Source organism: Rhizobacter sp. J219, assembly GCF_024700055.1.
In the GTDB taxonomy this organism is placed as follows: Bacteria; Pseudomonadota; Gammaproteobacteria; order Burkholderiales; family Burkholderiaceae_C; genus Rhizobacter.
Genome location: NZ_JAJOND010000001.1, coordinates 4,578,224 through 4,603,613, shown reverse-complemented (window position 1 = coordinate 4,603,613; position 25,390 = coordinate 4,578,224). Strand labels below are relative to the sequence as shown.

Annotated in this window: 27 protein-coding genes; 9 read left to right on the top strand and 18 right to left on the bottom strand. The window is 67.7% G+C overall.

Annotated elements, in window-relative coordinates:
• Position 1: 1 nt before the first annotated feature.
• Complete coding sequence (locus tag LRS03_RS21860; protein WP_257828212.1) at positions 2–1,204, bottom strand: acyl-CoA dehydrogenase family protein; 1,203 nt, start codon at positions 1,202–1,204, stop codon at positions 2–4.
• A 285-nt stretch (positions 1,205–1,489) separates the two neighbouring features.
• Here LRS03_RS21860 and LRS03_RS21855 point away from each other — a divergent pair, with 285 nt between their 5' ends.
• Positions 1,490–2,308, top strand: coding sequence for an IclR family transcriptional regulator (locus tag LRS03_RS21855; RefSeq protein ID WP_257828210.1), 819 nt, complete (start codon positions 1,490–1,492; stop codon positions 2,306–2,308).
• A gap of 31 nt (positions 2,309–2,339) precedes the next feature.
• On the opposite strand, the gene LRS03_RS21850 is transcribed toward LRS03_RS21855, so the two are convergent.
• On the bottom strand, positions 2,340–2,813 hold the full coding sequence (locus LRS03_RS21850; protein WP_257828197.1) for a response regulator: 474 nt from the start codon (positions 2,811–2,813) through the stop codon (positions 2,340–2,342).
• 211 nt (positions 2,814–3,024) lie between these two features.
• Between LRS03_RS21850 and LRS03_RS21845 the strand changes: the two genes are divergently transcribed.
• The 4 genes from LRS03_RS21845 to LRS03_RS21830 are packed head-to-tail and all read left to right on the top strand — an operon-like array spanning position 3,025 to position 7,573.
• Entirely contained in the window at positions 3,025–3,684 is a 660-nt protein-coding gene (locus LRS03_RS21845) for a GntR family transcriptional regulator (RefSeq protein ID WP_257828195.1), read from the top strand.
• Positions 3,677–4,978 carry a malonyl-CoA decarboxylase gene (locus LRS03_RS21840; RefSeq protein WP_257828191.1) on the top strand — a complete coding sequence of 434 codons (1,302 nt, stop codon included), beginning with the start codon at positions 3,677–3,679 and terminating at the stop codon, positions 4,976–4,978. Before LRS03_RS21845 ends, LRS03_RS21840 begins: the two co-directional genes overlap by 8 nt.
• Positions 4,979–5,009: 31 nt before the next feature.
• Positions 5,010–6,014 (top strand): Bug family tripartite tricarboxylate transporter substrate binding protein, encoded by a 1,005-nt coding sequence (locus LRS03_RS21835; protein WP_257828190.1) that lies wholly within the window; start codon positions 5,010–5,012, stop codon positions 6,012–6,014.
• A gap of 23 nt (positions 6,015–6,037) precedes the next feature.
• Positions 6,038–7,573 carry a malonate--CoA ligase gene (locus LRS03_RS21830; RefSeq protein WP_257828171.1) on the top strand — a complete coding sequence of 512 codons (1,536 nt, stop codon included), beginning with the start codon at positions 6,038–6,040 and terminating at the stop codon, positions 7,571–7,573.
• A gap of 12 nt (positions 7,574–7,585) precedes the next feature.
• Here LRS03_RS21830 and LRS03_RS21825 read toward each other — a convergent pair whose 3' ends face one another.
• Complete coding sequence (locus LRS03_RS21825) at positions 7,586–8,086, bottom strand: porin family protein (RefSeq protein WP_257828170.1); 501 nt, start codon at positions 8,084–8,086, stop codon at positions 7,586–7,588.
• Positions 8,087–8,366: 280 nt separating this feature from the next.
• Between LRS03_RS21825 and LRS03_RS21820 the strand changes: the two genes are divergently transcribed.
• Together LRS03_RS21820 and LRS03_RS21815 are read left to right on the top strand one after the other, a co-directional pair.
• A complete protein-coding gene (locus LRS03_RS21820) occupies positions 8,367–9,221 on the top strand; it encodes a hypothetical protein (RefSeq protein ID WP_257828169.1) in 855 nt (284 codons plus the stop codon).
• Positions 9,218–9,436: a cysteine-rich CWC family protein gene (locus LRS03_RS21815; protein ID WP_257828168.1), complete on the top strand. Its 219-nt coding sequence runs from the start codon at positions 9,218–9,220 to the stop codon at positions 9,434–9,436. Before LRS03_RS21820 ends, LRS03_RS21815 begins: the two co-directional genes overlap by 4 nt.
• A 118-nt stretch (positions 9,437–9,554) precedes the next feature.
• Here the strand turns inward: LRS03_RS21815 and LRS03_RS21810 are convergent, their stop codons facing one another.
• From LRS03_RS21810 to LRS03_RS21785, 6 genes are all read right to left on the bottom strand, one after another.
• Positions 9,555–9,725 (bottom strand): hypothetical protein, encoded by a 171-nt coding sequence (locus tag LRS03_RS21810; RefSeq protein ID WP_257828165.1) that lies wholly within the window; start codon positions 9,723–9,725, stop codon positions 9,555–9,557.
• Positions 9,726–9,810: 85 nt separating this feature from the next.
• The gene (locus LRS03_RS21805) at positions 9,811–11,487 is read right to left on the bottom strand and encodes an MFS transporter (RefSeq protein WP_257828163.1); all 1,677 of its coding nucleotides are present in this window, start codon (positions 11,485–11,487) and stop codon (positions 9,811–9,813) included.
• 160 nt (positions 11,488–11,647) lie between these two features.
• Positions 11,648–12,292: a DsbA family protein gene (locus LRS03_RS21800; RefSeq protein ID WP_257828162.1), complete on the bottom strand. Its 645-nt coding sequence runs from the start codon at positions 12,290–12,292 to the stop codon at positions 11,648–11,650.
• A complete protein-coding gene (locus tag LRS03_RS21795; RefSeq protein ID WP_257828150.1) occupies positions 12,289–12,495 on the bottom strand; it encodes a DUF1289 domain-containing protein in 207 nt (68 codons plus the stop codon). The genes LRS03_RS21800 and LRS03_RS21795 overlap by 4 nt, the downstream gene beginning before the upstream one ends.
• A 1-nt stretch (position 12,496) precedes the next feature.
• Positions 12,497–12,985, bottom strand: a complete 489-nt coding sequence (locus tag LRS03_RS21790) for a YbaK/EbsC family protein (RefSeq protein ID WP_257828149.1) — start codon at positions 12,983–12,985, stop codon at positions 12,497–12,499.
• Positions 12,982–13,896, bottom strand: coding sequence for a hydroxymethylglutaryl-CoA lyase (locus LRS03_RS21785; RefSeq protein WP_257828148.1), 915 nt, complete (start codon positions 13,894–13,896; stop codon positions 12,982–12,984). The genes LRS03_RS21790 and LRS03_RS21785 overlap by 4 nt, the downstream gene beginning before the upstream one ends.
• A gap of 73 nt (positions 13,897–13,969) precedes the next feature.
• Here LRS03_RS21785 and LRS03_RS21780 point away from each other — a divergent pair, with 73 nt between their 5' ends.
• A complete protein-coding gene (locus tag LRS03_RS21780; RefSeq protein ID WP_257828146.1) occupies positions 13,970–14,368 on the top strand; it encodes a hypothetical protein in 399 nt (132 codons plus the stop codon).
• On the opposite strand, the gene LRS03_RS21775 is transcribed toward LRS03_RS21780, so the two are convergent.
• Genes LRS03_RS21775 through LRS03_RS21760 form a run of 4 tightly spaced genes read right to left on the bottom strand, consistent with a single transcriptional unit; the run spans position 14,358 to position 19,381 of the window.
• Positions 14,358–16,355 (bottom strand): acetyl/propionyl/methylcrotonyl-CoA carboxylase subunit alpha, encoded by a 1,998-nt coding sequence (locus tag LRS03_RS21775; protein WP_257828144.1) that lies wholly within the window; start codon positions 16,353–16,355, stop codon positions 14,358–14,360. The genes LRS03_RS21780 and LRS03_RS21775 overlap by 11 nt on opposite strands.
• Positions 16,356–16,378: 23 nt before the next feature.
• Positions 16,379–16,981, bottom strand: coding sequence for a DUF4126 domain-containing protein (locus LRS03_RS21770; protein ID WP_257828142.1), 603 nt, complete (start codon positions 16,979–16,981; stop codon positions 16,379–16,381).
• The gene (locus LRS03_RS21765) at positions 16,978–17,763 is read right to left on the bottom strand and encodes an enoyl-CoA hydratase/isomerase family protein (RefSeq protein ID WP_374685071.1); all 786 of its coding nucleotides are present in this window, start codon (positions 17,761–17,763) and stop codon (positions 16,978–16,980) included. The genes LRS03_RS21770 and LRS03_RS21765 overlap by 4 nt, the downstream gene beginning before the upstream one ends.
• A gap of 10 nt (positions 17,764–17,773) precedes the next feature.
• On the bottom strand, positions 17,774–19,381 hold the full coding sequence (locus tag LRS03_RS21760; protein WP_257828099.1) for a carboxyl transferase domain-containing protein: 1,608 nt from the start codon (positions 19,379–19,381) through the stop codon (positions 17,774–17,776).
• A gap of 238 nt (positions 19,382–19,619) precedes the next feature.
• On the opposite strand from LRS03_RS21760, the gene LRS03_RS21755 reads away from it, so the two are divergent.
• Entirely contained in the window at positions 19,620–20,366 is a 747-nt protein-coding gene (locus LRS03_RS21755; protein ID WP_257828098.1) for a glycine-rich domain-containing protein, read from the top strand.
• On the opposite strand, the gene LRS03_RS21750 is transcribed toward LRS03_RS21755, so the two are convergent.
• From LRS03_RS21750 to LRS03_RS21730, 5 genes are read right to left on the bottom strand one after another with little or no spacing between them, the layout of a single operon-like run.
• A complete protein-coding gene (locus LRS03_RS21750) occupies positions 20,367–20,771 on the bottom strand; it encodes a rhodanese-like domain-containing protein (protein WP_257828096.1) in 405 nt (134 codons plus the stop codon).
• A 23-nt stretch (positions 20,772–20,794) separates the two neighbouring features.
• Positions 20,795–21,400 carry a 2-hydroxychromene-2-carboxylate isomerase gene (locus LRS03_RS21745; protein ID WP_257828095.1) on the bottom strand — a complete coding sequence of 202 codons (606 nt, stop codon included), beginning with the start codon at positions 21,398–21,400 and terminating at the stop codon, positions 20,795–20,797.
• Positions 21,401–21,429: 29 nt separating this feature from the next.
• On the bottom strand, positions 21,430–23,439 hold the full coding sequence (locus tag LRS03_RS21740; protein WP_257828080.1) for a TRAP transporter large permease: 2,010 nt from the start codon (positions 23,437–23,439) through the stop codon (positions 21,430–21,432).
• Positions 23,436–24,065, bottom strand: a complete 630-nt coding sequence (locus tag LRS03_RS21735) for a TRAP transporter small permease subunit (RefSeq protein WP_257828078.1) — start codon at positions 24,063–24,065, stop codon at positions 23,436–23,438. The genes LRS03_RS21740 and LRS03_RS21735 overlap by 4 nt, the downstream gene beginning before the upstream one ends.
• Before the next feature lie 53 nt (positions 24,066–24,118).
• Entirely contained in the window at positions 24,119–25,240 is a 1,122-nt protein-coding gene (locus LRS03_RS21730; RefSeq protein WP_257828076.1) for a TRAP transporter substrate-binding protein, read from the bottom strand.
• Between the last annotated feature and the right edge of the window lie 150 nt (positions 25,241–25,390).

The following is a 25,390-nucleotide window of genomic DNA, read 5'->3' as shown; positions in this document are numbered from 1 at the left end:
CTTACAGCCCCAGCAGCTGCTGGGAAATGATGTTCTTCTGGATCTCGTTGGAGCCGCCGAAGATCGAGAGCTTGCGCATGTTGCAGTAGTGCGCGCCCAGGCCGGCGGCGTAGCGCGGGCCGATGTCACCCTCTTCGTCGCTCTCGGATTCGGCCTTGTAGGGCAGCGCATACGGGCCGACGGCGGCCACCAGCAGCTCGGTGATCGCCTGCTGAATCTCGGTGCCCTTGATCTTCAAGATCGACGCGGCTGGGCCAGGGGCCTTCTCGTTGGCTTCGTCGGAAAGCACGCGCAGGTTGGTCATCTCCAGCGCGAGCAAATCGATCTCGATCTGCGCGATCTTCGCGGCGAAGAGCGGGTCTTCCAGCAGCGGCTTGCCGTTCTTCTGCTCGGTGGCCGCGACGCGCTTCAGCCGCTCGATCTCGCGCTTGCTGATGCCGATGCCGGCGATGTTGCTGCGCTCGTGGCCGAGCAGGAACTTGGCATACGTCCAGCCCTTGTTCTCTTCGCCGATCAGGTTCTCGGCCGGCACACGCACGTTCTCGAACCAGACCTCGTTGACCTCGTGCGCGCCGTCGAGCGTGATGATCGGCCGCACGGTGATGCCGGGCGACTTCATGTCGATGAGCAGGAAGCTGATGCCGCGCTGCGCCTTGGCCTGCGGGTCCGTGCGCACCAGGCAGAAGATCCAGTCGGCGTGCTGGCCGAGGGTTGTCCAGGTCTTCTGGCCGTTGACGATGAAGTGGTCGCCATCCTTGTCGAGGCCACGCACCGCGCGGGTCTTGAGCGAGGCAAGATCGGAGCCGGAGCCCGGCTCCGAGTAGCCCTGGCACCACCACTTCCGTGCGGACGAGATGTCGGGCAGGAAGCGCTTCTGCTGCTCGGGCGAACCGAAGGCCATGATCACCGGCGCCACCATCTTGATGCCGAAGGGGATGAGCCGCGGCGCACCGGCGGCTGCGCATTCCTCTTCGAAGATGTACTGCTGCACCGCGTTCCAGCCCGGGCCGCCGTGCTCCTTGGGCCAACCGGGGCCGCCCCAGCCCCGCTCGTGCAGCGTGCGCTGCCACATCACATGGTCGTCACGCGTCAGGCGAAGGCTGTTGACCACCTTATGGCGTAGCGAGGCGGGCAGCTTCTCGCGCACGAAGGCGCGCACCTCCTCGCGAAAGGCTTGTTCTTCGGGGGTGAAGGTCAGGTCCATGCAGGCTCTCTCGGGCGGAACAGCACGGCCGCCGGGGGCTTGCACCCCATCACGCAATGTGCTGCAATGCGGAACTAAATTCCGCAAATGAAAACAGAGAGGGGATTGTTCATTCTCCTGAGCAGACTTGTCAACTTGCGGTCTTTACCAAGGTAAAACGATTCACCACCCATGATGGCGCCCTGGGTCCCGCCCCCGAAGCAGGGTGGACTGGGGAATGCCAGATGCTCCAGTTTGTGGATTTGTGTTCCACTTTGGACGCTTTTGCACGGATCAATGGAAACGATGGACACACTCACCAAGAACGCCCGCATCGAGCGCAGCCGCGTCAGCCCCAAACCCAAGGAAGACCGCCACTTCGTGACGGCGCTGGCACGCGGACTGGAGGTGCTGGCCTGCTTCCGCTCCGGCGACAAGGCCCTGGGCAACCAGGAGATCGCCACCCGCTGCCGCCTGCCCAAATCGACGGTGTCGCGGCTGACGTCCACGCTCACCAAGCTCGGCTACCTGATCCAGGTGGAAGAGAGCGGCAAATACCGCCTCGGCACGGCCACCCTCTCGCTCGGCAGTGCGATGCTGGCCCGGCTCGACGTGCGCCAGATCGCCCGGCCCATGATGCAGGAGCTGGCCGATGCGTCGCGCTCGATGGTCTCGCTCGGCACGCGCGACCGGCTGTCGATGATCTACGTGGAGAACTGCCGCAGTTCGGCGGCGCTCACCTTGAGCCTCGATGTCGGCTCGCGTATCCCGGTCGCCACCTCGGCCATCGGCCGCGCCTGGCTGGCCGCGATCTCCGAGCGCGAGCGGCAGGACGTGATGGAGCGCGTGCAGGAGCTCGACGAGGTCGCCTGGCCCGACATCCGCGACGGCATCAACCGCGCGATGGACGAATACGCCACCCTGGGCGTCACCTGCTCCTTTGGCGACTGGCAGAAAGACGTGAACGGCATCGCCCGTGCCTTCCAGCCGGGCGGCGGGCTGCCGCCGATGGCCATCAACTGCGGTGGGCCGTCGTTCAACCTGTCGAAGGAATTCCTGCTGAACGAAGTGCGGCCGCGCCTGATCGACATGGTCACCCGGCTCGAGACCTCGCTGCTGCGCTGAGGAGGCGCGGCTTCAGTTCGACAGCATCACCTCAATAGCGCGAGGCGCTGCCGCCCTGCGAGGCGCCGTTGCGTCGCGCCCCGGTGGCGGGGTCGATATTCGCTGCCGCGGCCAGCCCGCGGCGCACGCCCTTTTCGAGCTGGGTCGCGCTGATCGGCTTGACCCAGTATTCGTAGGCCCCGAGGCTCATGGCCTTGAGGATGTCCATCGACAGGTGGTCGGCCGTCAGCAGCGCCACCTTCAGGCCCTGCGATATCTCCACGTTCAGCGCCCGCACCACTTCCAGGCCGCCGGTGTCGGGCAGGTGCATGTCGAGCAAGACGAGCTGCGGGTGTTCGCTGCGCACCTTCTCGACCCCCTCGGCGCCGGTCGCCGCACGGAGGAGCTGCACGCCGGGCAGCGTGGCCGCGAGCTGGGCCTGCACGAGCAGGAAGTTCAGGTCCTGGTCTTCGATGTAAAGGACGGTGCCCTGGGGTTCGGGGCCGGTCACACGCGCGTCGTCCATGGGGAGGCTGTTTCTTGTTGCAGTGCACCAAGCATAGAACTCGCAAGGCGGAGCACAAGCCCAACTGACGCACGGAAGAGGGTTTTGGGGTCCAGCTCGTTGTAATTATTAATTTTTAAGACTAGAGTGAGGCCCATCGCTCGCCGCCGGAACCTGCTGGTACGCCATGGTCGATGTCACGCCTCTTCGCCGTTCTTCGCTTCATGAGGAAGTGGCTACTCGCCTTCGGCACATGGTGTTCGAGCGGCAGCTGGCGCCCGGCGACTGGATCGACGAGCTGGCGCTGGCCCAGCAGTGGCAGATCAGCCGCACCCCCTTGCGCGAGGCCTTGAAAGTCTTGGCGGCCGAGGGCCTGGTGGAGCTGGTGCCTCGCCAGGGCTGCCGCGTCACCGCCATGTCGGAGGACGACGCCGACGAGCTGTTCCCGGTGATGGCGTTGCTGGAAGGCCGCTGCGCCTTCGAGGCGGTGCGCAAGTCCACGCCGGCCGCCATCGCCCGCCTGCGCCAGCTGCACGAGGCGCTGGAACGCCATGCCGCCGCGCACGACATCGACGGCTACTACCGCGCCAACCACGATTTCCACAGCACGGTGCAGGCCCTGGCCGACAACCGCTGGCTCGACCGCGCCACCAACGAGCTGCGCAAGTTCCTGCGCCTCCTGCGCGGGCGCCAGCTCAACTGGCCGGGCCGCATCGAAGACTCGATCAACGAGCACCGGGTGCTGATGGCGGCCTTCGAGCAGCGCGATGCGGCGCGCGCCGAACGCCTGATGCACGACCACCTGATGGCGCAGCTCGCCGCCCTGAAAGCGATGCGCGCGCACGAGCAGGCGGCGAGTCAACATCTGCAAGAGGCCCAGCACCATGCTTGAGGAACTGAAGTCCGCCGCACGCCGCGCCAACGATGGCCGCCTGCTGCGCAGCCTGATGCTCGACTGCCACCGCCTGCTGTCCGAACGCGGCGAAGCCAACAGCGTGGCCATCGCACGCCAACTGGTGTCGCGCTTCAGCGCCCTGCCCGAGGAGCAGCAGGCCGGCTTCTTCGACAAGCTCTCCACCGACTTCAGCCCCGACCCGCAGGCCGTCCTCAACGTGGCCCAGGCCTACGCGCAGGAGCCCACGCCCGAGAACCTGATCCGCCTCACGCGCCTGGCCGAGCCGCCGCGCCAGGAGCTGCTGAGACGCATCAACCGCACGCCCGGCGGCACGGCGCAGATCGTCGCGATGCGGCGCAAGCTCTTGTCGCGCCTGCCGGCGCAACCGGGCCTGAGCGCGCTCGAGAGCGACTTCCACCACCTGCTCTCGTCGTGGTTCAACCCCGGCTTTCTGCAGATGCAGCAGGTCGACTGGCGCTCGCCCGCCGAGTTGCTCGAGCAGATCATCCGCCACGAGGCGGTACACGAGATCGACGGCTGGGACGACCTGCGCCGCCGCCTGCAGCCCGACCGGCGCTGCTTCGCGTTCTTCCACCCGCAGCTGCCCAACGAGCCGCTGATCTTCGTGGAGGTGGCGCTGGTGCCCGAGATGCCCGATGCGATCGCACCCTTGATCGACAAACGCGCGCAGCCGCTGCCACCGAGCGATTTCAAGGTCGCGGCCTTCTACTCCATCAGCAACTGCCAGCCGGGCCTGCGCGGCGTGTCGCTCGGCAACTTCCTCATCAAGCGGGTGGCCGAGCAGCTGCAGCGCGAGCTGCCGCAGATCCGCCGCTACTGCACGCTCTCGCCCATCCCCGGTTTTGCGAAGTGGCTGCAGGCCGGCACACCACCGCCCGAGGGCGTGAAGCGCGCCGTGGCCGAGCGACTGGCCGAGGCCCGCGCGCTGCTGCTCAAGGCCACCGGCAACGACCTCGCAACGCTCGCCAGCGCCGCCCGTCTGCAGGCGCTCGACGAGCCCGAGCGCGAGGCCCTGTCGCGGCTGTGCGCTTCGTACCTCGTGCATCACAGCGCCACGCCACAGGGCGACGCAGTGGCGCGCTTCCACCTCGACAACGGCGCGCGCCTGGAGCGGCTCAACCCCTTGGGCGACCTGTCGCGCAAGGGGTTGAAGCAGTCGTTCGGCATGATGGTCAATTACCTCTACGACCTGCAAAAGGTCGAGGCCAGCCACGAGCAATTCGTGCACGGCGAGGTGGCGCACTCGCGCGCCGTCGCCGCGTTGATTTGATCTCTCTCACAACCACACCCAGGAGACGACGATGACCCACCCCGAGCACCCCGCGCTGCGCCGCCGCCAGATCACCCTCGGCACGCTCGGCGCCACCGCACTGCTGGCCGCGCCGTTCGTGCGCGCGCAATCGGCCGGCTGGCCCAACCGGCCGGTGACCATCGTCGTGCCCTTCCCGGCCGGCGGCGGCACCGATGCATTCGCCCGCCCGCTGACGGCGGTGATGACGCGCAACGTCGGCAAGCAGTTCATCATCGACAACAAGGGCGGGGCCGGCGGTACCGTGGGCGCGACCGTCGCCTCGAAGGCCGCCCCCGATGGCTACACCTTCTTCATGGGCGCGGTGCACCACGCCATCGCCCCGGCCATGTACCCCAAGCTCGACTACAACATCGAGACCGATTTCATCCCGGTGGGGCTCGTCTCCAGCGTGCCGCAGGTGATCGTGGTCAACCCGCAGCGTGTGCCGGTGAACGACCTCCAGGGCTTCCTCGAGTACGTGCGCAAGAACCCGGCCAAGCTCAACTACGGCTCGGCCGGCAACGGCACCTCGCACCACCTGGCGGGCGAACTCTTCAAGCTGCAGACCAAGACCTTCATCACCCACATCCCCTACCGCGGTGCGGGCCCGGCGCTGCAGGACCTGATCGCCGGCCAGGTCGACCTGATGTTCGACGGCCTCGGCTCCTCGGCCGCGCACATCAAGGGCGGCCGCATCAAGGCCCTCGCGGTGGCGAGCGACAAACGCGCCCCCGGCTTCCCCGACGTGCCGACCAGCGGCGAAGGCGGCGTGCCCACCTACCAGGTCGCCACCTGGTACGGCCTGTGGGCACCCAAGGGCACACCGAAGGAGCTGGTGGACGCGATGCGCGCCGAGATGCAGAAGGCCCTGCAATCCGACGAACTGAAGAAGACCTGGACCGGTCTCGGCACCGACACGCCCAACCTCTACGGCGACGCCTTCGGCCGCTTCGTGAGCGCGGAAGTGAAGCGCTGGGGCGAGGTGGTGAAGAAGTCCGGTGCCACCCTTGAATGAAGACGCCAGACCTAGAACCTGACATGAGCCACAACTCCAACATCTTTGCCGCGATCCGCGGCGGCTTTCCAGATGACCTCGACCGCACGGCGATCGAGACGCTCGACACGCCAGGCTTCTACACCTGGCGTGACCTCGAACGTGGCAGCGCCATGCTCGCCAACCTGCTGGCCTCGCTCAACCTGCCCGACGGCAGCCGCGTGGCGGTGCAGACCGAAAAATCGGTCGAGGGGCTGATGCTGTACCTCGCGGTGCTGCGCGCCGGCTTCGTCTACCTGCCGCTCAACACCGCCTACCAGGCCGCCGAGATCGAGTACTTCATCGGCAACGCCGAGCCCGCGGTGGTGGTGTGCGGCAGCAAGAACTTCGGCTGGATCAGCCAGATCGCGTTCAAGGCTGGCACCACCCACGTCTACACCCTCGACGACGACCGCAGCGGCAGCCTGCTCGCCCGCGCCGCGCACCACAGCGACCGCCACACGCCGGTGCAGCGCTCGGCCGACGACCTGGCCTGCATCCTCTACACGAGCGGCACCACCGGGCGCAGCAAGGGAGCGATGCTGACGCACGGCAACATCCTGTCCAACACGCTGACGCTCAAGGACTACTGGAGCTGGCAGCAGGGCCGCGACGTGCTGATCCACGCCCTGCCGCTCTTCCACGTGCACGGCCTCTTCGTCGCCGCGCAGGCCGCCCTCATCAGCGGCAGCAAGATGCTGTGGCTTTCGAAGTTCGACCCCAAGCTCGTCGTCTCACGCCTGCCCGAGGCCACCGTCTTCATGGGCGTGCCCACGCTGTACGTGCGCCTGCTGGCCGAGCCGGGGCTCACCCGCGATGCCTGCAGGAACATGCGCCTTTTCACTGCCGGCTCGGCACCGCTCCTGATCGAGACCTTCAACGAATGGCGTGAGCGCACCGGCCACACCATCGTCGAGCGCTACGGCATGAGCGAGACCTCGATCCTCACCTCCAACCCCTACCGCGCCGAGGATGGCGAGCGCCGCGGCGGCACGGTGGGCTTTCCGCTGCCCGGCGTGTCGCTGCGCGTGCGCGATGACCAGGGCCAGGACCTGCCGGTGGGCGAGGTCGGCGGTATCCAGGTGAAGGGCGCGAACGTCTTCGCCGGCTACTGGCGCATGCCCGAGAAGACGAAGGAAGAGTTCACCGCCGACGGCTGGTTCAAGACCGGCGACGTGGGCCGCATCGACGAACGCGGCTACGTCACCATCGTCGGCCGCAGCAAGGACCTCATCATCTCCGGCGGCTACAACGTCTACCCGGCCGAGGTCGAAGGCTTCATCAACGAGATGCCCGGCGTGGCCGAGAGCGCGGTGGTGGGGGTGCCGCACCCCGACTTCGGCGAGGTGGGCGTGGCGCTCGTCGTGCCCAAGCCGGGCGAGACGCTCGACGATGCGGCGGTGCTTCAGGCGCTGAAGGGCCGCATCGCGAACTTCAAGGTGCCCAAGCGCGTGTTCGTGCTGAAGGAGCTGCCGCGCAACACGATGGGCAAGGTGCAGAAGAACGTGCTGCGCGACCAGCACAAAGCGCTGTTCGTCTAAGGCAAGCAGCCGTCAGAAGCCGACCTGAAGGCCGATGGAGAAGAAGTCTCCATCGCCGCCGCCGATGTTTTCGTATTCGAGGCGCAGCGCGGTGGTGTGGGTGATGTTGAAGAGCATGCCGGCGCCCAGGCCGATTTCGAGGTCGCTGTCGCTGCTGACGCCGGGGCCGCTGCGCTTCACGCGCAGGTAGTGCAGCCCGGCCTTGCCGAAGGCGGTGAACTGCGAGTTGAGCGGAAAGCGCGCCGTGCCCGAGCCGCCCAGCGACACGGCCGAGTGCTTGCGGCCCCCGGCGTAGTCTTCCGAGCCGTGGCTCACCACCTGGCCTTCCCAGCCGAAGATGGGCGTGACCTTGCCGCCGACGAAGACCTTCAGGCCGGTGCCGTAGTCGGTGCTGCCGATCGAGGCACCCGCCCACGACGGCGCGAACGATTGGGCCGATGCCGGGCCGGCCGCCAGCAGGCCGGCCGTGATCAGCGTGGTCAGGGTGGAGAAAGCGAGCGAAATCTTGTTCATGTGTGTGACTCCTGGGAAACCGCCGCACGGTCGACCTGACCGCGGCGAACGGCAAGCTTACGCACGCCACGCCTACAACCCGGCACAAAGCCCCGGCAGACCACGCGGCGGCGTTGGCCGCCCGCCACTCCTCGTAAGCAGACGCATCCCCGCGTGACACGCGGCAACCGCTGCAGCCACCTTCGCCCGTGAGAGCGCGTAACAACCTGGTGCAGACACCGCGTCGCCCGCGCGATGAAATCCGTGCACCGACGATCCCCGGGCGCGCTGCGCCGCTCGCATGAACTTCCTCGAACGCATTCCCACCCGCTGGTTGCTGACTGGCGCGGCCTTCGCCTGCGTCTTGCTGTGGGCCGGCCCCGGGTGGGCGCAGACCACCGGCGACCCTGCCGCCGGGCGACTGCTCTTTGAAGACACGCCGGGCGAAACCGGCCTGTCGCAGCTCGGTGCCTGCACCAACTGCCACACCATCCACGACCGGCGCAACCGCATCGCCACCGGCGGCACTAATTCGTCGTCCACGCCGCCCTTCACGGCCGTCAGCTTCAGCAGTGCCTCCGGTCGCTTCGGGGCCGCCATCGCCGGCAACTACAGCGGGTCCATGGGCCAGTTCAGCGTGCTCGACAACACGCAGTTCCAGAACATCGCCGCCTACATCGCCGACACCCCCAAGCTGAGCGTCAACTCGCTCAGCTTCACCGCCAGCGCCATCAACACCAACACGCTGTCGCAGAACGTCGACCTCACCAACGCGGTGACCAGCGGCACGCTCACGATCACCAACGTCGCCATCTCCGGCTCCGGCGCGGCGCGTTTCAACGCCACCGCCGACACCTGCACCTCGCAGACGATCGCGGCGAGCACCCTGTCCACGCCCAGCAGCTGCCGCGTCTCGGTGCGCTTCTCGGCGCCCAACACCAGCGCCTACACCGCCTCGCTCACCCTGACCATGCGGGTGCAAGGCAGCATGACCACCTTCACCCGCGTGCTGCCCTTGAGCGGCCAGGTGGGCACCCCGCCGCCCGCCGGTGGCGGTGGTGGCGGCGATTCCGGCGGCGGTGCCCTCGGCCTCTTCTGGCTGGCCGGCTTGGCACTCGCCACCGCCGCCCTCGCGCGTCGCCCGCGCCAGACATGAGCCAGGCCGCGTGCCCGCGTTGCGGCCGCGGCTTCCACTGCGGCGTGCGCGACAGCACGCCCTGCGCCTGCGGCAGCGTCGACCTCTCGGCCGAGACGCTGCAACGGCTGCGCGAGCGCTACAGCGCTTGCCTGTGCCTGCCCTGCCTGCGCGAGGTCGCGCAGATGTCGCCTGACACGCTGCACGCCGACATGAAAAAACCGGCGCAGCCCTGAGGGCCGGCCGGCGCAACAAAAAAACCGGCACAGCCTCGTGGGCTGGCCGCACCAATAAAAAGCCGGCACAGCCTTGTCGGCTGGCCGGCGTTGCCCGAAGGCGCGGGTCGCTCTCTGGTTACTGCGACGCGGCCGAGCTGGGGGCAGAAGCGGGCGCGGAAGCCGCGGCAGGCGCGTGCGACGTGTCGATGCCGTGCTTCTCACCGCTCATGTCGATGTCGCCGCCCTTGCTGAGCAGCCACAAGGTCACCGCCGCGATCACGATGAAACCCACAACGATCTTCCACATGCTGAGTACTTCCGGGTAGTTGGTGTTGAGTCAAGACAGGGCCGGCGCGCCCGGGCGGGGCACGCCGGCCGACTTCAGGGAGAGGTCAGTCCTTGGCGTAGATGTCCACGTCCTTGGTTTCCTTGACCAGCAGCACACCGACCACGAAGGTCATCAGCGCCACGATGATCGGGTACCAGAGGCCGTTGTACATGTTGCCGGTGGCCGCCACCACCGCAAACGCGGTCGTGGGCATCAGGCCACCGAACCAGCCGTTGCCGATGTGGTACGGCAGGCTCATCGAGGTGTAGCGGATGCGCGTCGGGAAGAGCTCCACCAGCATCGCCGCGATCGGGCCGTAGACCATGGTCACGTAGATCACGAGAACCGTCAGGATGGCGACGATGCTCCACCACTGGCCGCTCATGAACGGGATCGGCGCGGCCTTGGTCGGGTAGCCCGCGGCCTTCAGCGTGTCGGTCACGTCCTTCTTGAACGCGGCGATCGACTTGACGCTGGCTTCGTCGAACTTGGAATTCACCACGGTGCCCACCGGCGAGGTGATGACCTTGTCACCGACGGTGATGGTGGCGGGGCCGGTGCCGACCTTGTTCTCATACGACACCGAGCTTTGCGCCAGGTAGCGCTTGGCGATGTCGCACGAGGTGCGGAAGTCGATCTCGCGGGCGATCGGGCTGCCCTGGAACGAGCACTCCTTCGGGTCCGCCGTCACGACGACCTGGGTCTTGGCTTGCGCCGCGGCCAGCTCGGGGTTGGCGGCCTTTGTCAGCGCACCGAAGAGCGGGAAGTAGGTGAGCGCGGCCAGCAGGCAGCCCGCCATGATGATCGGCTTGCGGCCGATCTTGTCGGACAGCGTGCCGAACACGATGAAGAACGGCGTGCCGATCAGGAGCGACACCGCGATCAGGATGTTGGCCGTCGACGGGTCGACCTTCAGCGCCTGCGTCAGGAAGAAGAGCGCGTAGAACTGGCCGGTGTACCAGACCACGGCCTGGCCGGCGGTCAGGCCGACGAGCGCCAGGATCACGATCTTCAGGTTCTTCCACTGGCCGAAGGATTCGGTCAGCGGCGCCTTGGAGGTCTTGCCCTCTTCCTTCATCTTCTTGAAGGCGGGCGATTCGTTCATCGACAGGCGGATCCACACGCTGATGGCCAGCAGGAAGATCGACACCAGGAACGGAATGCGCCAGCCCCAGTCGCCGAAGGCCTGTTCGCCCATCGCGGTGCGGGTGCCCAGGATCACCATCAGCGACAGGAAGAGACCGAGCGTCGCCGTGGTCTGGATCCACGAGGTGTAGGCGCCGCGCTTGCCGTGCGGTGCGTGTTCGGCCACGTAGGTGGCGGCACCGCCGTATTCACCGCCGAGCGCGAGGCCCTGCAGCAGGCGCAAGCCGATCAGGATGACCGGTGCGGCCACGCCGATCGAGGCATAGGTCGGCAGCACCCCCACGATGAAAGTCGCCAGACCCATGATCAGGATGGTGACCAGGAAGGTGTACTTGCGGCCGATCATGTCGCCCAGGCGGCCGAACACCAGCGCGCCGAACGGTCGCACCAGGAAGCCGGCGGCGAACGCGAGCAGCGCGAAGATGAAGGCGGATGTCGGGTCCAGGCCCGCGAAGAATTGCTTGGCGATGATGGGCGCCAGCGATCCGTACAAATAGAAGTCGTACCACTCGAACACCGTACCGAGGCTGGAGGCGAAGATGACCTTCTTCTCCTCACCAGTCATCGGCGCGCTCGATGCGCTTGCTGCTGCCATGAATATCTCCTCGTATGACGCCCCACCCGATTGATGAGGATGTGCCAGTGTCACGGCTGGCTCTGACCCCGCCCTGACGCGACGCTGATACGAAACTGACAAACTCAGGTGCAACCCTGAGTGTTCAGTTCTTCATGCGGGAAGTTCAGGGCTTGCGAGATCAGTGTTTTCTCTGAGCCGCCGCGGGGATGGCTGACACCGCCGCCCAGTCGGGGCCATCGAACCAGGGCTCGCCGCGCAGGTAGGCCGACAGCATCGGCAGCCCGTCGAGGCCCCAGAAGAGCTTGCCGTCGACCTCGACGGTGGGCACGCCGAAGAGGCCGCGCGCCGCGGCCGCGGCGGTGGCAGCTTTCAGTTCGTCCTTCACCTCGGCGCTGGCCGCATCACGCTGCGGCGCAAGGCGCTGGCTGAGCGCCTCCAGCCGCGTCGCGTCGCCCGCGTCGACCCCGCCGCGCCACACGTGGTGCAGCACCTGTTCGCAGGCCCAGCGGTTGGGCGTGCCACCGGCCGGTGCGGTGGCCAGCAGGAGGCGCAGCAGCGCAAGCGGGTTGAAGGGATGCGCCGCCGGCATCTGCAAGGGCAGCTGGAGCGAGTGGCCGAGCCAGAGCACCTGCCGGTAGGTCCAGTCGCGCTTGGGCAAGATCTCGGCCGGGCCCTTCTGCCCCCAGTGCTGCAGCAGGCCGGCGAGCAGGATGGGCTCGTAGCGCACGCTGTAGCTCAGGCCCTCCAGCACCTGCGGCAGGCGCTCGAAGGCGAGGTAGGCGAAGGGCGAGATCGGGTCGAAGCTGAAGCGCAGATGTTTCATCGGGGCGGTCCAGCGAATGACGGTGATGGGGCCTGGCGCTGCTCGATCAGGCGCCACACGGTGCGCTTGGCCTCGTCGGCCATCGTCGACCAGGCGGCGATCTCGTCGAGGGTGCGCAGGCAGCCTTCGCACAGGCCGGTCTGCGCGTTCATGCGGCACACGCTGATGCAGGGGCTTGGCACGGGGGCGGCGATCGCGGGCATGTCAGGAGGGTGTGACGTCGGCCATCGGCGCGCCGGTCATCGCCTGCAGCTGCGCCGGCGTCAGCTTGAAGACGCCATTGGGGTGGCCGGCCGCGGCCCAGATCTCGTCGAAGCGGGCCAGCTCGCGGTCGATCAGCATCACCGGCGGCGTGAGGTGGCCCACCGGCGACACACCGCCGATCGAATAGCCGGTGGCAGCCTTCACGAACTCGGCATCGGCGCGGCCCACCGGGCCGGTGAGCGCGGCCACCTTCTCCACGTCGACGCGAAGGTCGCCCGAGGTCACGACGAGCACCGGCGCGCTGTCGTGCTTGCGCTTGAAGATCACGCTCTTGGCGATCTGGCCCAGCTGCACGCCGAGGGCATCGGCGGCCTCCTGCGCAGTGCGCGCCGTCACCTCCAGGTAGACCGGTGCGTGCGGGTGACCCTTGTCAGCCAGCAGCGCGGCCACGCGGCGAAAACCTTCCGGCTTGTCGTCGAGATCGCTCATGCGTTTGCCTTCTCCCTTTTTGCCAACACCGCACGCCCCACGCGCGACACCGGTGGTCGGCCCAGCACGCCCGAGATGTAGGCCCCGGCATCGACCAGCGCATCGAGGTCGATGCCGGTCGAGATGCCAAGCCCGTTCAGCATGAAGAGCACGTCTTCGGTGGCGACATTGCCCGTCGCACCCTTCGCATACGGGCAGCCGCCGAGGCCGGCCACACTCGCATCGAAGGTGTGCACGCCCATCTCCAGACAGGCGTAGATGTTGGAGAGCGCCTGCCCGTAGGTGTCGTGGAAATGGCCGCTGACCTCGACCAGCGGGTAGTGCTTCAACGCGCGCTCCATCGCGAGCTGCACCTTGCGCGGCGTGCCCACGCCGATGGTGTCGGCCACGCCGCAGTGGTCGACACCGATCTGCTTCATGAGCTTCACCACACGCTCCACCTCGTCGGCACTCACCTCGCCCTGGTAGGGGCAGCCGAGCGCACACGAGATCGCCCCGCGCACCTTGAGCCCGGCCTCGTGCGCCGCGGCCACCACCGGTGCAAAACGCTCGAAGCTCTCGGCGATGCTGCAGTTGATGTTGCGCTGGCTGAAAGCTTCGCTGGCCGCACCGAAGACGACCACCTCATCGGGCTTCGTCGGCAAGGCCGCTTCGAGGCCTTTCATGTTCGGCACCAGCACGGAGTAGCGCACCCCGCCCTGGCGCACGATGCCGGCCATCACCTGGGTGTTGTCGGCCATCTGCGGCACCCACTTGGGGCTCACGAAACTGGTCGCCTCGATCTCGCGCAGGCCGGCCGCCTGCAGGCGGTGCACGAGCTCGATCTTGTGCACTGCGGCGACGGGTTGCTTTTCGTTCTGCAACCCGTCCCGCGGCCCCACCTCTACAAGCGTCACATGGCTTGGAAACATGACCAAATCCTCAACATTGGTGACTGAAGTCACGGCCCCCCTCGAGTAGGGATGTCCGATCCCTCAGGCAAGGATGAAGATACCCCAACTGCCTGGAGTGATCGTGGCCAACCAAGTTCAATTGCGCATCGCAGCACGCATCCATTTCATCCTCAAGCGCGACCTGGGTGAAGGAATCAACGTGCCGGCGATGCTGTCCGACCCGGACGAAGCCCGCGAGGTGCTCTTCGTCTGCCAGGCCTCGGGCAACCGCGAACTGGTCTCGCTCGCACGGCAGTTCGTGCATGCCGGCAAGCTCGCCGCCCCTGAAGTCGCCGTGAAGGGCGATGCGCCGCAAGACGCCGCCTGGGCCCGCCACAGCTCGGGCTTCGGCGTCTCGCAGCCATCGGCGCAGCCGCCGGTGCCGGAAGAGAGCAGCTGGCGCAGTGCCACGCAGTGGCTGCGCCGCGGCCCGCGCGCCGTCACGCGCTGAGCTTCAAGAGTTCACCGCCTTCGGGCACCTGGTCGCCGGGTGCATACAGAAGCGCCTCCACCTTGCCATCGCGCGGCGCCACGATGGCGTGCTCCATCTTCATCGCCTCCATCAACGCAAGCGCCTGGCCCTGCTTCACCGCTTGGCCGGGCTGCACGAGGAAGCTGATCACCTTGCCCGGCATCGGCGCCGTGAGGCGGCCGCCCTCCACCGCGCCTTCGCCGGCATGGGCCAGCACATCGACCTCCGACACACTGGCCGAGCCTTCGGGCGCGAACACGCTCACACGTTCCCCGAAGGCGTAGACCGCGAGCGGCAGGCGGCGCTCGCCCAGCTGCACCTCGTGGCAGTCGCCTGCCGAGGCGACCACCACGAAGGGCCAGCGCTGCTCGCCGATGACGAGCGTCATCGCGCCGCCGCGGTGGGCGCGCTCCAGCAGCACCGTCTGGTGCCGACCCTGGATCTCCAGCTCGAAGCGCCGACGTGCACCGCCAAAGAGACGCCAGCCATCGCGGCGCGACCACGGGTCGTCGCCCTGCAGCGCCTGCTCGGCCGCAAGCGCATGCGCCACCACGCCGGCGGCGGCCACTTCGGGGGCGAGCGGCGGCGCATTGAAGAGCACCGTCTTCTCGCGCTCGATCAGGGCAGTGTCGAGATCGGCCTGCGCAAAGGAGCGGCTCGCCACCACACGGCGCAGGAAGGCCACGTTGGTGTGCAAGCCCACGATGTGCGTCTGCGCGAGCGCGGCATCGAGCCGCGCCAGCGCCTGCTCGCGGTCGGCGCCCCAGACGATGAGCTTGGCGATCATCGAGTCGTAGTAGGGGGAAATCGCATCGCCTTCGCGCACGCCGGCGTCCACGCGCACATCGGCTCGCGTGAAGCTCGACGATGCCGGAGTGCGGTAGACCTGCAGCGTGCCGGTGGCCGGCATGAACTGCTTGTCGGGGTTCTCGGCGCAGATGCGCGCTTCGATCGCATGGCCGTGGATGCGCAGGTCCTCCTGCTTCACCGGCAGCGGCTCGCCGCTGGCCACGCGCAACTGCCACTCGACCAGGTCGAAGCCGGTGATGGCCTCGGTCACCGGGTGCTCCACCTGCAGGCGGGTGTTCATCTCCATGAAGTAGAAGCGCAGGCCGCCCTCGTCCGTCGGCTCGGCGATGAACTCGACGGTGCCTGCACCGACGTAGCCCACGGCCTTCGCGGCGGCCACGGCCGCTTCGCCCATCTGCCGGCGCAGCGCTTCGGTCATGCCCGGTGCGGGCGCTTCTTCCAGCACCTTCTGGTGGCGGCGCTGCACCGAGCAGTCGCGCTCGAAGAGGTAGACGCAGTGCCCCTGCGTGTCGCCGAACACCTGGATCTCGATGTGCCGCGGCTTGGTGACGTAGCGCTCGATCAACACCGCCGCATCGCCAAAGCTGTTTTGCGCCTCGCGCTGGCACGAGGCGAGCGCCTGCGCAAACTCGCTGGCCGACTGCACGATGCGCATCCCCTTTCCGCCGCCGCCCGCACTCGCCTTGATGAGCACCGGGTAGCCGATGGCCTCGGCCTCACGCTGCAAGAGCGCGGGGTCCTGGTCGGCGCCGTGGTAGCCGGGCACGAGCGGCACGCCGGCCTTGGCCATCAGCCGCTTGCTCTCGGCCTTCAGCCCCATCGCCTGGATGGCCGACGCGGGCGGGCCGATGAAGACGAGCCCGGCATCTGCACACGCCTGCGCGAAGTCTTCGTTCTCGCTCAGGAAGCCGTAGCCTGGGTGGATGGCTTCGGCGCCCGTCGCCTTCGCGGCGGCGAGGATGCGCTCGCTGCGCAGGTAGCTTTCCTTCGGCGACGACGGGCCGATGTGCACCGCCTCGTCGCACACCGACACGTGCTTGGCATGCGCATCGGCATCGGAATACACCGCCACCGTGCGGATGCCCAGGCGCTTCGCCGTCGCGGCCACGCGGCAGGCAATTTCACCGCGGTTGGCGATCAATATCTTCTTGAACATCGTGTCTCCATTCAGGCCGGTCATCAGCTCGGAATTGCTCGGGCAAAGCGTCGCAGCAGTTGCCGCAGGAATTTCGCGAGCACCCAGATCAGCACCACCATCCCCACGACCGTGAGCGCGAGGCCGCCGAAGAACACCCACGGGTGCACCCACGACAGCCACAGCATCAGCGGCACGGCCCCGTCACCGGCCAGCGACAGGCCCCAGTTCGAAAACGGTTCGGGTGAGGTGTTGACGGCCGCACGCGTGGTGGCCTTGGCCGCGTGGCTGGTAGCCGCCAGCAGGCCGCCCATCACGGCGGCCACCGCCGCCGTCGAGGCTTGGTCCATGCCGAACACGCCCGCGGCCAGCGCCGCACCGGCGGGGATGCGCACGAGGGTGTGCAGCACGTCCCACACGGTGTCGATGCCGGGGATCTTGTCGGCGAAGAACTCGGCGCACATCATCAGCCCACTCGCGCCGAGCATCAGCGGGTTCTGCAGGATGTGCAGGCCCGGCGGCAGCTGCACCCACCCGAGCGTGCCGGCCAGTCCGGTGAGGAACACCACCGCATAAAGGCGCAAGCCGCTGGCCCAGCCGAGGGCCGCCGCGATCGCAAAAAGTTCAGCGGTCCCGAACGCGTTCACGCACCGTCAAGCCACGAAGGCTTGCGTTTGTGGAGGAAGGACTGCACCCCTTCGCGGCCCTCGTCGCTCGCGCGGATGTCGGCGATGCGGCGCGCGGTCTCGGCGCGCAGGGCGCCGTCGATCGGCGCGCCGGCCACGTCCTGCACGAGCTGCTTGCAGGCGCGCAGCGCCATCGGCCCGTTGGTCGACAGCGCGGCCACGATGTTCTCGACCGTGGCATCGAGCGCCTCGGCGCTGCACAGCTCGTGCACGAAGCCGAGCGCATGGGCCTGCGCCGCGCTGAAACGTTCGGCCGTCACGAAGTAGCGACGCGAGGCCTGCTCGCCGAGCGCGCGAATCACATAGGGGCTGATGGTGCCGGGCAGCAGGCCGAGCTTGGCTTCGCTCAGGCAGAAGCCCGCCGCGTCGGACGCAACCAGCACATCGCACACCGCCGCCAGCCCGACGCCGCCCGCATAACAGTCGCCGTGGATGCGGCCGACCACCGGCACCGGGCAGCGCCAGACGGTGTAGAGCATGTCGGCCAGTGCCTGCGCATCGGCGCGGTTCTGCTCCCAGCTGTAGTCGGCCATCGCGCGCATCCACGACAGGTCGGCACCGGCGCAAAAGGCCTTGCCGTGGCCGCCCAACACGATGGCGCGCAGCGACGTGTCTTGCCCGAGCGTTGTGAAGGCCTGGCTCAGCTCGGCGATGACCGCGTCGTTGAACGCGTTGCGCACCTCCGGCCGGTTGAGGAAGACGCGGGCCACGGGGCCCTGGCGCTGAATGTCCAAGCTGCTCACATCGGCTCCTTCACATGCGGAACACGCCGAACTTCGCATCCGGGATCGGCGCGTTCAGGCTCGCGCTCAGGCCCAGCGCCAGCACGCGGCGGGTGTCGGCGGGGTCGATGATGCCGTCGTCCCACAGCCGCGCGGTGGCGTAGTACGGATCGGCCTGGCGCTCGAACTGCTCGCGGATCGGTTGCTTGAAGGCCCACTCTTCCTCGGGGCTCCACTTGCCGCCCTTGGCCTCGATGCCGTCGCGCCGCACGGTGGCCAGCACGCTCGCGGCCTGCTCGCCGCCCATCACCGAGATGCGCGCGTTGGGCCACATCCAGAGGAACCGCGGGTCGTAGGCGCGGCCGCACATGCCGTAGTTCCCGGCGCCGAAACTGCCGCCGATGATGACGGTGAACTTCGGCACGTTGGCCGTGGCCACCGCCGTCACCATCTTCGCGCCGTGTTTGGCGATGCCTTCGTTCTCGTACTTCCTGCCGACCATGAAGCCGGTGATGTTCTGCAGGAAGACGAGCGGGATCTTGCGCTGGCAGCACAGCTCGATGAAGTGCGCGCCCTTCTGCGCCGACTCGGAGAACAGCACGCCGTTGTTGGCGACGATGCCCACCGGCATGCCCTCGATGTGCGCGAAGCCGGTGACGAGCGTCTGCCCGTAGCGCGCCTTGAACTCGTCGAACTCGCTCGCGTCGACGATGCGGGCGATGATCTCGCGCACGTCAAAGGGCTTCTTGGTGTCGGTGGGGATCACGCCATGCAGCTCGGCCGCATCGAAGAGTGGCTCGCGTGGCGGGATGCACGCGAGCGGCTGCGGCTTGCGCCAGTTGAGCCGCGCCACCGCGTTGCGCGCGATGGCGAGCGCGTGCGTGTCGTTCTGCGCCAGGTGGTCGGCCACGCCGCTCAAGCGCGTGTGCACGTCGCCGCCGCCCAGGTCTTCGGCGCTCACCACCTCGCCGATCGCCGCCTTCACGAGCGGCGGGCCGGCGAGGAAGATCGTGCCTTGCTCCTTCACGATGATCGACTCGTCGCTCATCGCCGGCACATACGCACCACCGGCCGTGCACGAGCCCATCACCACCGCGATCTGCGGGATGCCCTGCGCGCTCATCTGGGCCTGGTTGAAGAAGATGCGGCCGAAGTGGTCGCGGTCGGGGAAGACTTCGTCCTGGTTGGGCAGGTTGGCGCCGCCCGAGTCGACGAGGTAGATGCAGGGCAGCCGGTTGGCCTGCGCGATCTCCTGCGCGCGCAGGTGCTTCTTCACCGTCATCGGGTAGTAGGTGCCGCCCTTCACCGTGGCGTCGTTGCAGACGATCATGCAATCGACTCCCGAGACACGGCCGATGCCGGCGATCACGCCCGCGCCAGGTGCATCGCCGCCATAGAGGCCGTGCCCTGCCAGCGGTGCCACTTCGAGAAACGGCGTGTCGGGGTCGAGCAGCATCTCCACCCGGTCGCGCGGCAGCAGCTTGCCGCGCGCCACGTGCTTCACGCGAGGGCCGGTGCCGCCGCCCAAAGCCACCTCGGCGAGGTGGGCATTGAGCGCATCCACCAGAACGCGCATCGCGCCTGCGTTGGCCTTGAATTCCTCGGAGCGGGGGCTGAGCTTGGAAGTGAGTGCAGGCATGGACCTTCCGGGAGGGGCAATTGACGTATACGTCAAATTCTAGGGGGTGGCTGTTGCGGTGCGAGCGAGCGCATCATGGTTCGGTCTGTGTGTCGTTCCACTCGAACGGCGCGCAAGTGCAAGCGGCGTCACCGAGCCGCTTGCCCACCCTGTTGGCGGCGCTGGCGCTCATCCAGCCAACGCTGCACAACCGGCCCGGTGTGTTGACCGAGGCCGCCACATCGCCAATGGAGGACACATGACGACTGCACTGAACCCTCAGCTCCTCGCGCAGACGATCTCGGCCATCGCCGCCCTCGATCTCACCCCGATCAAGTTCAAAGCCACACGACAGGAAGACGGCTACGGCTGGACGCCCGAACACGCCGACCGCATTGCGCTGGCCTACAAACGCTACCTGACGCTGCACGCGAAGTACCCCGACCTGATGCTCGCGCCCGACCAGGAGGTCGACCACTTCTGGCACCTGCACATCCTCGACACGCGCAAGTACGCCGCCGACTGCGAGGCGATCTTCGGCTACTTCCTGCACCACTACCCCTACTTCGGGCTGCGCGGCGATGACGACGCGAAGGCTCTGCAGTCGGCCTTCGAGATGACGCAGTCGCTGTACGCCCGCGAATTCGGCGAAGCCGGCCAAGGCGAAGCCACCTGGTGCGGCGCTGAGAGCGCGCAGGGCCAGGCCGCGTGGTGCGGGGCGGACAGCCCGGCCCGGCAGGCCGCCTGGTGCGGCGCCGAGGGCCCGCAGCAGCAGCCGACAAAGGCGTCGTGGTGTGGTGCCGAAGGCCCGCGGACACAGGCCGCATGGTGCGGTGCCGAAGGCGCGCAGAAAGCCGCGTGGTGCGGTGCTGAAGGTCCGCAGAAGGCGGCCTGGTGCGGCGCTGACGGGCCGAGCCGGAAGGCGGCCTGGTGCGGCGCTGAGAGCCCGAAGACCACGCATGCCGCCTGGTGCGGCGCCGACGGCAAGGCCAGCGCCGGGCGCTGATCACCCTGCCTGGCGAGGGGGGGCCGCGTCGGTGACAGGCCCGCCCGCCTTTTTCCAGGCCTCGAAACCACCGCCGATGTGGGCGACGTGCGCCACGCCCATCTCGGTCAGCGTCTGCGTGGCCTGCGCCGAGTGCCAGCCCGAGCCGCAGAACAGCACGTACTCCTTGTCGGCACCGAGTTCGGGTTTGGGGTCGGGCGACTGCGGGTCGGCCCAGAACTCGAGCAGGCCGCGCGGCACATGGAAGGCGCCGGGGACCACGCCCTCACGCTCCAGTTCGCGCACATCGCGCACATCGACGAACTGCACCCCCGGCTGGCCGTGCAGCTCGCGCGCCTGCGCCGCGGTGTAGGTGGTCACGCGCGCCATCGTTTCATCGACCAAAGCCTTGGCGGTTCGCTTCATCGCAAGTGCTCCAGAAGACGTGATCAGAACGGCCCCTTCTCCAGCCAGCGCTCCATTTGCGCCCGCCGGTCGTTGCCCCAGAACGGCTCGCCGTCGATCACGAAAAACGGCGCCCCGAACACCCCGGCGGCAATCGCCTGCTCGTTGGCCTGCTTGAGCTTGTCTTTCCAGACCGGATCGCTCCACACGGCCTCGCCCTCGCCTTGCAGCAAACCGAATTCCTGCGACAGGGCGGCCAGCGCCGGCGGGTCGTTGAGGTTGACGCCGCGGGTGAAATACGCGCGCAACGCGTGGCGCGCCCAGGCGATGGCACGGCTCTCGTTCTGCGCGTCGAGCCACCAGAAGAGCCGCGCCGCGTTTTGCGTGGCGATCGGAAATGGCTGCGGCATCGTGAGCGGCACGCCGGCAAAGCGTGCCGAGCGCTCGAAGTCGAGCATCGCGTACTCGCGCTTGATCGGGTGCGACACCGGGCTCTTGAGTTCGGCCGCTTGGAAGGTGGCGCCCAGCAGGATGGCGTGCCAGCGCACGGTGCGCCCATGGCGCGCCGCGAGCGCGCCGATCCACTCGGAGGCGATGTACGAGTACGGCGACGAAAAGTCGAAATAGAAGGCGATCGGAGTGCGGCCCATGGCGACTCCAGTGTGCTCCTCCGCGATCACTATTTGTAGAGCAGCTGCGGCAGCCAGAGGCCGATCTGCGGGAACATGTACAGCAGCACGATGGCCAGCACCTGGATGGCCATGAAGGGCAGCATGCCGCCGAAGATCTGGTTGAGCGTGACGTGCGGTGGGCTCACGCCCTTCAGGTAAAAGGCCGCCATCGCCACCGGTGGGCTCAGGAAGGCGGTCTGCAGGTTGAGCGCCACCAGCAGGCCGAAGAACAGCGGGTCGACGCCGAAGTTGTCGAGCAGCGGGATGAAGATCGGCATGAAGATCACGATGATCTCCGTCCACTCCAGCGGCCAGCCCAGGATGAAGATGATGAACTGGGAGAGGATGAGGAACTCGGTCTTGCTGAGGTTCATGCTCAGCACCCAGCGCTCGACCAGCTCCTGCCCGCCCAGAAGCGCGAAGGCCGCCGAGAAGATGGCCGAACCCACGAAGAGCCAGCACACCATCGCCGAGGTCTTGGCGGTGAGAAACACCGACTCCTTGACCATGGTGAAGTTGAGCTGCCGGTAGGCCGCCGCGAGAATGAAGCCGCCGAAGGCGCCGACCGCCGCCGCCTCGGTGGGCGTGGCCAGGCCGAACACGATGGAGCCCAGCACCGACAGGATCAGGATCACCAGCGGGAAGAAGCTCGACAGCAGCATCTTGAAGATTTCGAGCCGGTTGAAGCTGAGCAGCAGGTAGAAGCCGAAGAGCGCCGCGGCGCCCACGCCGAAGCCGATCCAGTAACCGCGCGGCGCGTCGCTGGGCCCACCGGCAGGGGCCGATGCGGCTTCGGCCGCCGGCGGCTCGGCGATGCTCGGCGGCGTGGCCGCCGTTGCGGGCTCGGACGCTTGCGCTCCCGGGGCCTCGGAGAGGCTCTGCGGTTCGGCCGGCGGCTCGCTCAGCCCCCCGTCCTTGCCGTCCGACGGCGGCTCGGCCAGCCCGCCCTCGCCCTGCGGTTCCTGCAGTCCGCCGGGTTCCTGCAGGCCGGCGCGCTCGGAGTTCGTGGGCTCTGCGGTGTCGACGCCCATCTGCTGCAGCTCGGTCACCGCCTCGGCCGGCGCCGCGCGGGTGGCGAGGTGGTAGCTCCACAGCGACACCAGCGCGAAGACGAAGAGCGGCAGCAGCGTCACGCCGAGCTGGCGCAGCAGGTAGCCGGTCGGCACGCCCTGGTTGCGCTGGCCCTTCAGCGTGTCCAGAAGCGTCGCCAGCAGCGTGGGAAGCGCGCGCTGCTCGCCGGTGGCACCGGCCTGCAGCAGCGGCGCCGGCAGCGGCACCGCGCGCTCGGCGGCCGAGAGGGGCGGCGCAAGGCTCGGCTTGAGCTTGGCGACGATGATCACGTAGACGATGTACAGCCCCGCGAGCATCAGCCCGGGGAAGAACGCGCCGGCATACAGCTGAACCACCGACACGCCCGCCGTTGCGCCATAGACGATCAGGAGCACCGAGGGCGGGATGAGGATGCCGAGGCATCCGCCTGCAGTGATGGCACCGGCCGACAGCGAGATGCTGTAGCCCGCGCGCAACATCGCCGGGAAGGCGAGCAGGCCCATCAGCGTGACCACCGCGCCCACGATGCCGGTCGCGGTGGCAAACACCGCGCAGGTCACGAGCGTGGCCACCGCCAGCGAGCCGGGCACGCGGGCCAGCGCCAGGTGCAGGCTCTTGAAAAGTTTCTCGATCAGGTTGGCGCGCTCGACGAGGTAGCCCATGAAGACGAAGAGGGGCACCGAGATCAGCACGTCGTTGGCCATCACCTTGTAGGCCGACTGGACCATGAGGTCGAGCGTCTTGTGCCAGTCGCGCTCGTAGGCGAGCCAGGTGAAGAGCATGCCCATGCCCATCAGCGTGAAGGCGGTGGGAAAGCCCAGCATGATCGCCACCACCACCAGCGACAGCATCAGGAGGCCGATGTGCCCGTTGGTGATGACGGGCGCGCTCGCCAGCATCGCCAGCGCACCCGCGGCGATGATCCCCATCAGGATGAAGCCGAACCACAGCTCGCGTCGCAGCTTCATGCCTTGCCCTCCGGGTGGCCCTGGCGCTGCGCGTAGGTGTCGAGCGCAGCGATGTCTTCGTCTTTCACGTTGACCATTTCCTTGAGCTTGTCGACGTCGACCTCTTCCACGTCCTGCTCGCGCGAGGGCCAGGCGCCGTCTCGAAGGCAGATCACGCAGCGCGCGATCTCGACGACCCCCTGCAGCAGCAGCACCGCCCCGGCCAGCGGGATGATGAACTTGAAGGGGTACAGCGGCAGCGGGTCGGCGTTGAAGGTCTGCTCTCGGATGGCGAGCGAATCCTGCGCAAACGTCCAGCCGGCCCAGGTGAGTGCCACGATGCCGGGCAGGAAGAACACGATGTAGAGCACGAGGTCGATGCTCGCCTGCGTGCGCGGGCGGAAGAAGCCGTAGAGCACGTCGCCACGCACGTGGCCGTTCTTCGCGAGCGTGTAGGCGCCGGCGGTCATGAACATCGTGCCGTAGAGCATGATCTGCGCGTCGAGCACCCAGCCATGCGGCTTGTTGAGCACGTAGCGCGAGAAGACCTCCCAGCTGATGAGCAGCGTGAGCACGACTGCCGCCCACGCGAAGGCCTGGCCCACCCAGGTGGAGAAGCGGTCCACCGCCAGCAGCAGCTTCTGCATGTGTACACCTCAAGAAGGGGCGCCCCTGCCGGGCGCCCCGTGGTCGGACCGGGTCAGCCCTTCTTCGCGCCGCGGCCGAAGTAGCGGTTGTAGGCCATGTTGAAGTCGACCATGTAGTCGTTCTGCCACGACTTCGCGCGCTGGGCGAAGGCCTTCTGCGAGTCGAGCACCTTCTGGAAGAGCGGGTTCTCGCCGCCCTTCTTCTTCATGATCTCGTCCCACGCGTCGAGCTGGGCCTTGAGGATGGCGTCGGGTGTCTTGTAGAACTTCACACCCGCCTTCTTCAGCTCTTCGTAGTCCTTCGAGTTGCGGTCGATGGCCTTCCAGCTCATGTCGGCACTCGCCGCCTGCACGCCGTAGTCGATGATGGCGCGCAGCTCGGCGGGCAGCGCACCGAGCTTGCCCTTGTTGAAGAGGATCTCGAACTGCTCGCCGCTCTGGTGGAAGCTCTGCAGCATGCAGTTCTTGGCCACGTCGGGGAAGCCGAGCACCCGGTCGCTGGAGGCGTTGTTGAACTCAGCGCCGTCGATCAGCCCGCGGTCGAGCGCAGGCACGATCTCGCCGCCGGGCAGCGGGTTCACGGCCGCACCCATCGCCGAGTACATGTCGACCGCGAGGCCGACGGTGCGGAACTTCATGCCCTTCACGTCCGTCGCCTTGGCGATCGGCTTCTTGAACCAGCCGAAGGGCTGGGTCGGCATCGGGCCGTAGAGGTAGGAAACCACATCCATGTTGATGGACTTGTAGATCTCTTCCAGCAGCGCCTTGCCGCCGCCGTAGTTGTGCCAGGCGAGCACCATGTTCGGGTCCATGCCGAAGGCCGGGCCCGAGCCCCAGAGCGCGAGCGCGGAGTTCTTGCCGTAGTGGTAGGCCACCACGCCGTGGCCGCCGTCGAGCGTGCCCTTGTTGACGGCTTCGAGCAGCTGGAACGCGGGCACCACCGCGCCCGCGGGCAGCACCTCGATCTTGAGGCGGCCGCCCGCCATGTCGTTCACCTTCTTGGCGAAGTCATTGGCGTACTCGTGGAAGATGTCCTTCGCGGGCCAGGTGCTCTGGAAGCGCAGCGAGGTGGTCTGGGCGTTCGACACCATCGGGGCGGCCATGGCGCCAGCGCCGGCGGCAGCGGCGGTGGCGGTCTTGAGGAAGCGGCGACGTTGCGGTGCGGGTGTGCTCACGTGATGTCTCCTTAGGATGTGGTCGATGGACCTGGATCCCTGCCCTGTGAAGGTGCGGGGCGAACTCTTATCCTAGGGATGGCACCGTGGGCCACCGATGGCGGAAACCCGCGGACGGGTGCTTGTGGGAACTACGTAGCGCTGCGCCAG

What these genes read in the sequence shown, in the direction of transcription:
- LRS03_RS21860 (WP_257828212.1), bottom strand. Translation starts at nt 1,204, where the DNA reads ATGGACCTGACCTTCACCCCCGAAGAACAAGCCTTTCGCGAGGAGGTG.
- LRS03_RS21855 (WP_257828210.1), top strand. Translation starts at nt 1,490, where the DNA reads ATGGACACACTCACCAAGAACGCCCGCATCGAGCGCAGCCGCGTCAGC.
- LRS03_RS21850 (WP_257828197.1), bottom strand. Translation starts at nt 2,813, where the DNA reads ATGGACGACGCGCGTGTGACCGGCCCCGAACCCCAGGGCACCGTCCTT.
- LRS03_RS21840 (WP_257828191.1), top strand. Translation starts at nt 3,677, where the DNA reads ATGCTTGAGGAACTGAAGTCCGCCGCACGCCGCGCCAACGATGGCCGC.
- LRS03_RS21835 (WP_257828190.1), top strand. Translation starts at nt 5,010, where the DNA reads ATGACCCACCCCGAGCACCCCGCGCTGCGCCGCCGCCAGATCACCCTC.
- LRS03_RS21830 (WP_257828171.1), top strand. Translation starts at nt 6,038, where the DNA reads ATGAGCCACAACTCCAACATCTTTGCCGCGATCCGCGGCGGCTTTCCA.
- LRS03_RS21825 (WP_257828170.1), bottom strand. Translation starts at nt 8,086, where the DNA reads ATGAACAAGATTTCGCTCGCTTTCTCCACCCTGACCACGCTGATCACG.
- LRS03_RS21820 (WP_257828169.1), top strand. Translation starts at nt 8,367, where the DNA reads ATGAACTTCCTCGAACGCATTCCCACCCGCTGGTTGCTGACTGGCGCG.
- LRS03_RS21815 (WP_257828168.1), top strand. Translation starts at nt 9,218, where the DNA reads ATGAGCCAGGCCGCGTGCCCGCGTTGCGGCCGCGGCTTCCACTGCGGC.
- LRS03_RS21810 (WP_257828165.1), bottom strand. Translation starts at nt 9,725, where the DNA reads ATGTGGAAGATCGTTGTGGGTTTCATCGTGATCGCGGCGGTGACCTTG.
- LRS03_RS21805 (WP_257828163.1), bottom strand. Translation starts at nt 11,487, where the DNA reads ATGGCAGCAGCAAGCGCATCGAGCGCGCCGATGACTGGTGAGGAGAAG.
- LRS03_RS21800 (WP_257828162.1), bottom strand. Translation starts at nt 12,292, where the DNA reads ATGAAACATCTGCGCTTCAGCTTCGACCCGATCTCGCCCTTCGCCTAC.
- LRS03_RS21795 (WP_257828150.1), bottom strand. Translation starts at nt 12,495, where the DNA reads ATGCCCGCGATCGCCGCCCCCGTGCCAAGCCCCTGCATCAGCGTGTGC.
- LRS03_RS21790 (WP_257828149.1), bottom strand. Translation starts at nt 12,985, where the DNA reads ATGAGCGATCTCGACGACAAGCCGGAAGGTTTTCGCCGCGTGGCCGCG.
- LRS03_RS21785 (WP_257828148.1), bottom strand. Translation starts at nt 13,896, where the DNA reads ATGTTTCCAAGCCATGTGACGCTTGTAGAGGTGGGGCCGCGGGACGGG.
- LRS03_RS21780 (WP_257828146.1), top strand. Translation starts at nt 13,970, where the DNA reads ATGAAGATACCCCAACTGCCTGGAGTGATCGTGGCCAACCAAGTTCAA.
- LRS03_RS21775 (WP_257828144.1), bottom strand. Translation starts at nt 16,355, where the DNA reads ATGTTCAAGAAGATATTGATCGCCAACCGCGGTGAAATTGCCTGCCGC.
- LRS03_RS21760 (WP_257828099.1), bottom strand. Translation starts at nt 19,381, where the DNA reads ATGCCTGCACTCACTTCCAAGCTCAGCCCCCGCTCCGAGGAATTCAAG.
- LRS03_RS21755 (WP_257828098.1), top strand. Translation starts at nt 19,620, where the DNA reads ATGACGACTGCACTGAACCCTCAGCTCCTCGCGCAGACGATCTCGGCC.
- LRS03_RS21750 (WP_257828096.1), bottom strand. Translation starts at nt 20,771, where the DNA reads ATGAAGCGAACCGCCAAGGCTTTGGTCGATGAAACGATGGCGCGCGTG.
- LRS03_RS21745 (WP_257828095.1), bottom strand. Translation starts at nt 21,400, where the DNA reads ATGGGCCGCACTCCGATCGCCTTCTATTTCGACTTTTCGTCGCCGTAC.
- LRS03_RS21740 (WP_257828080.1), bottom strand. Translation starts at nt 23,439, where the DNA reads ATGAAGCTGCGACGCGAGCTGTGGTTCGGCTTCATCCTGATGGGGATC.
- LRS03_RS21735 (WP_257828078.1), bottom strand. Translation starts at nt 24,065, where the DNA reads ATGCAGAAGCTGCTGCTGGCGGTGGACCGCTTCTCCACCTGGGTGGGC.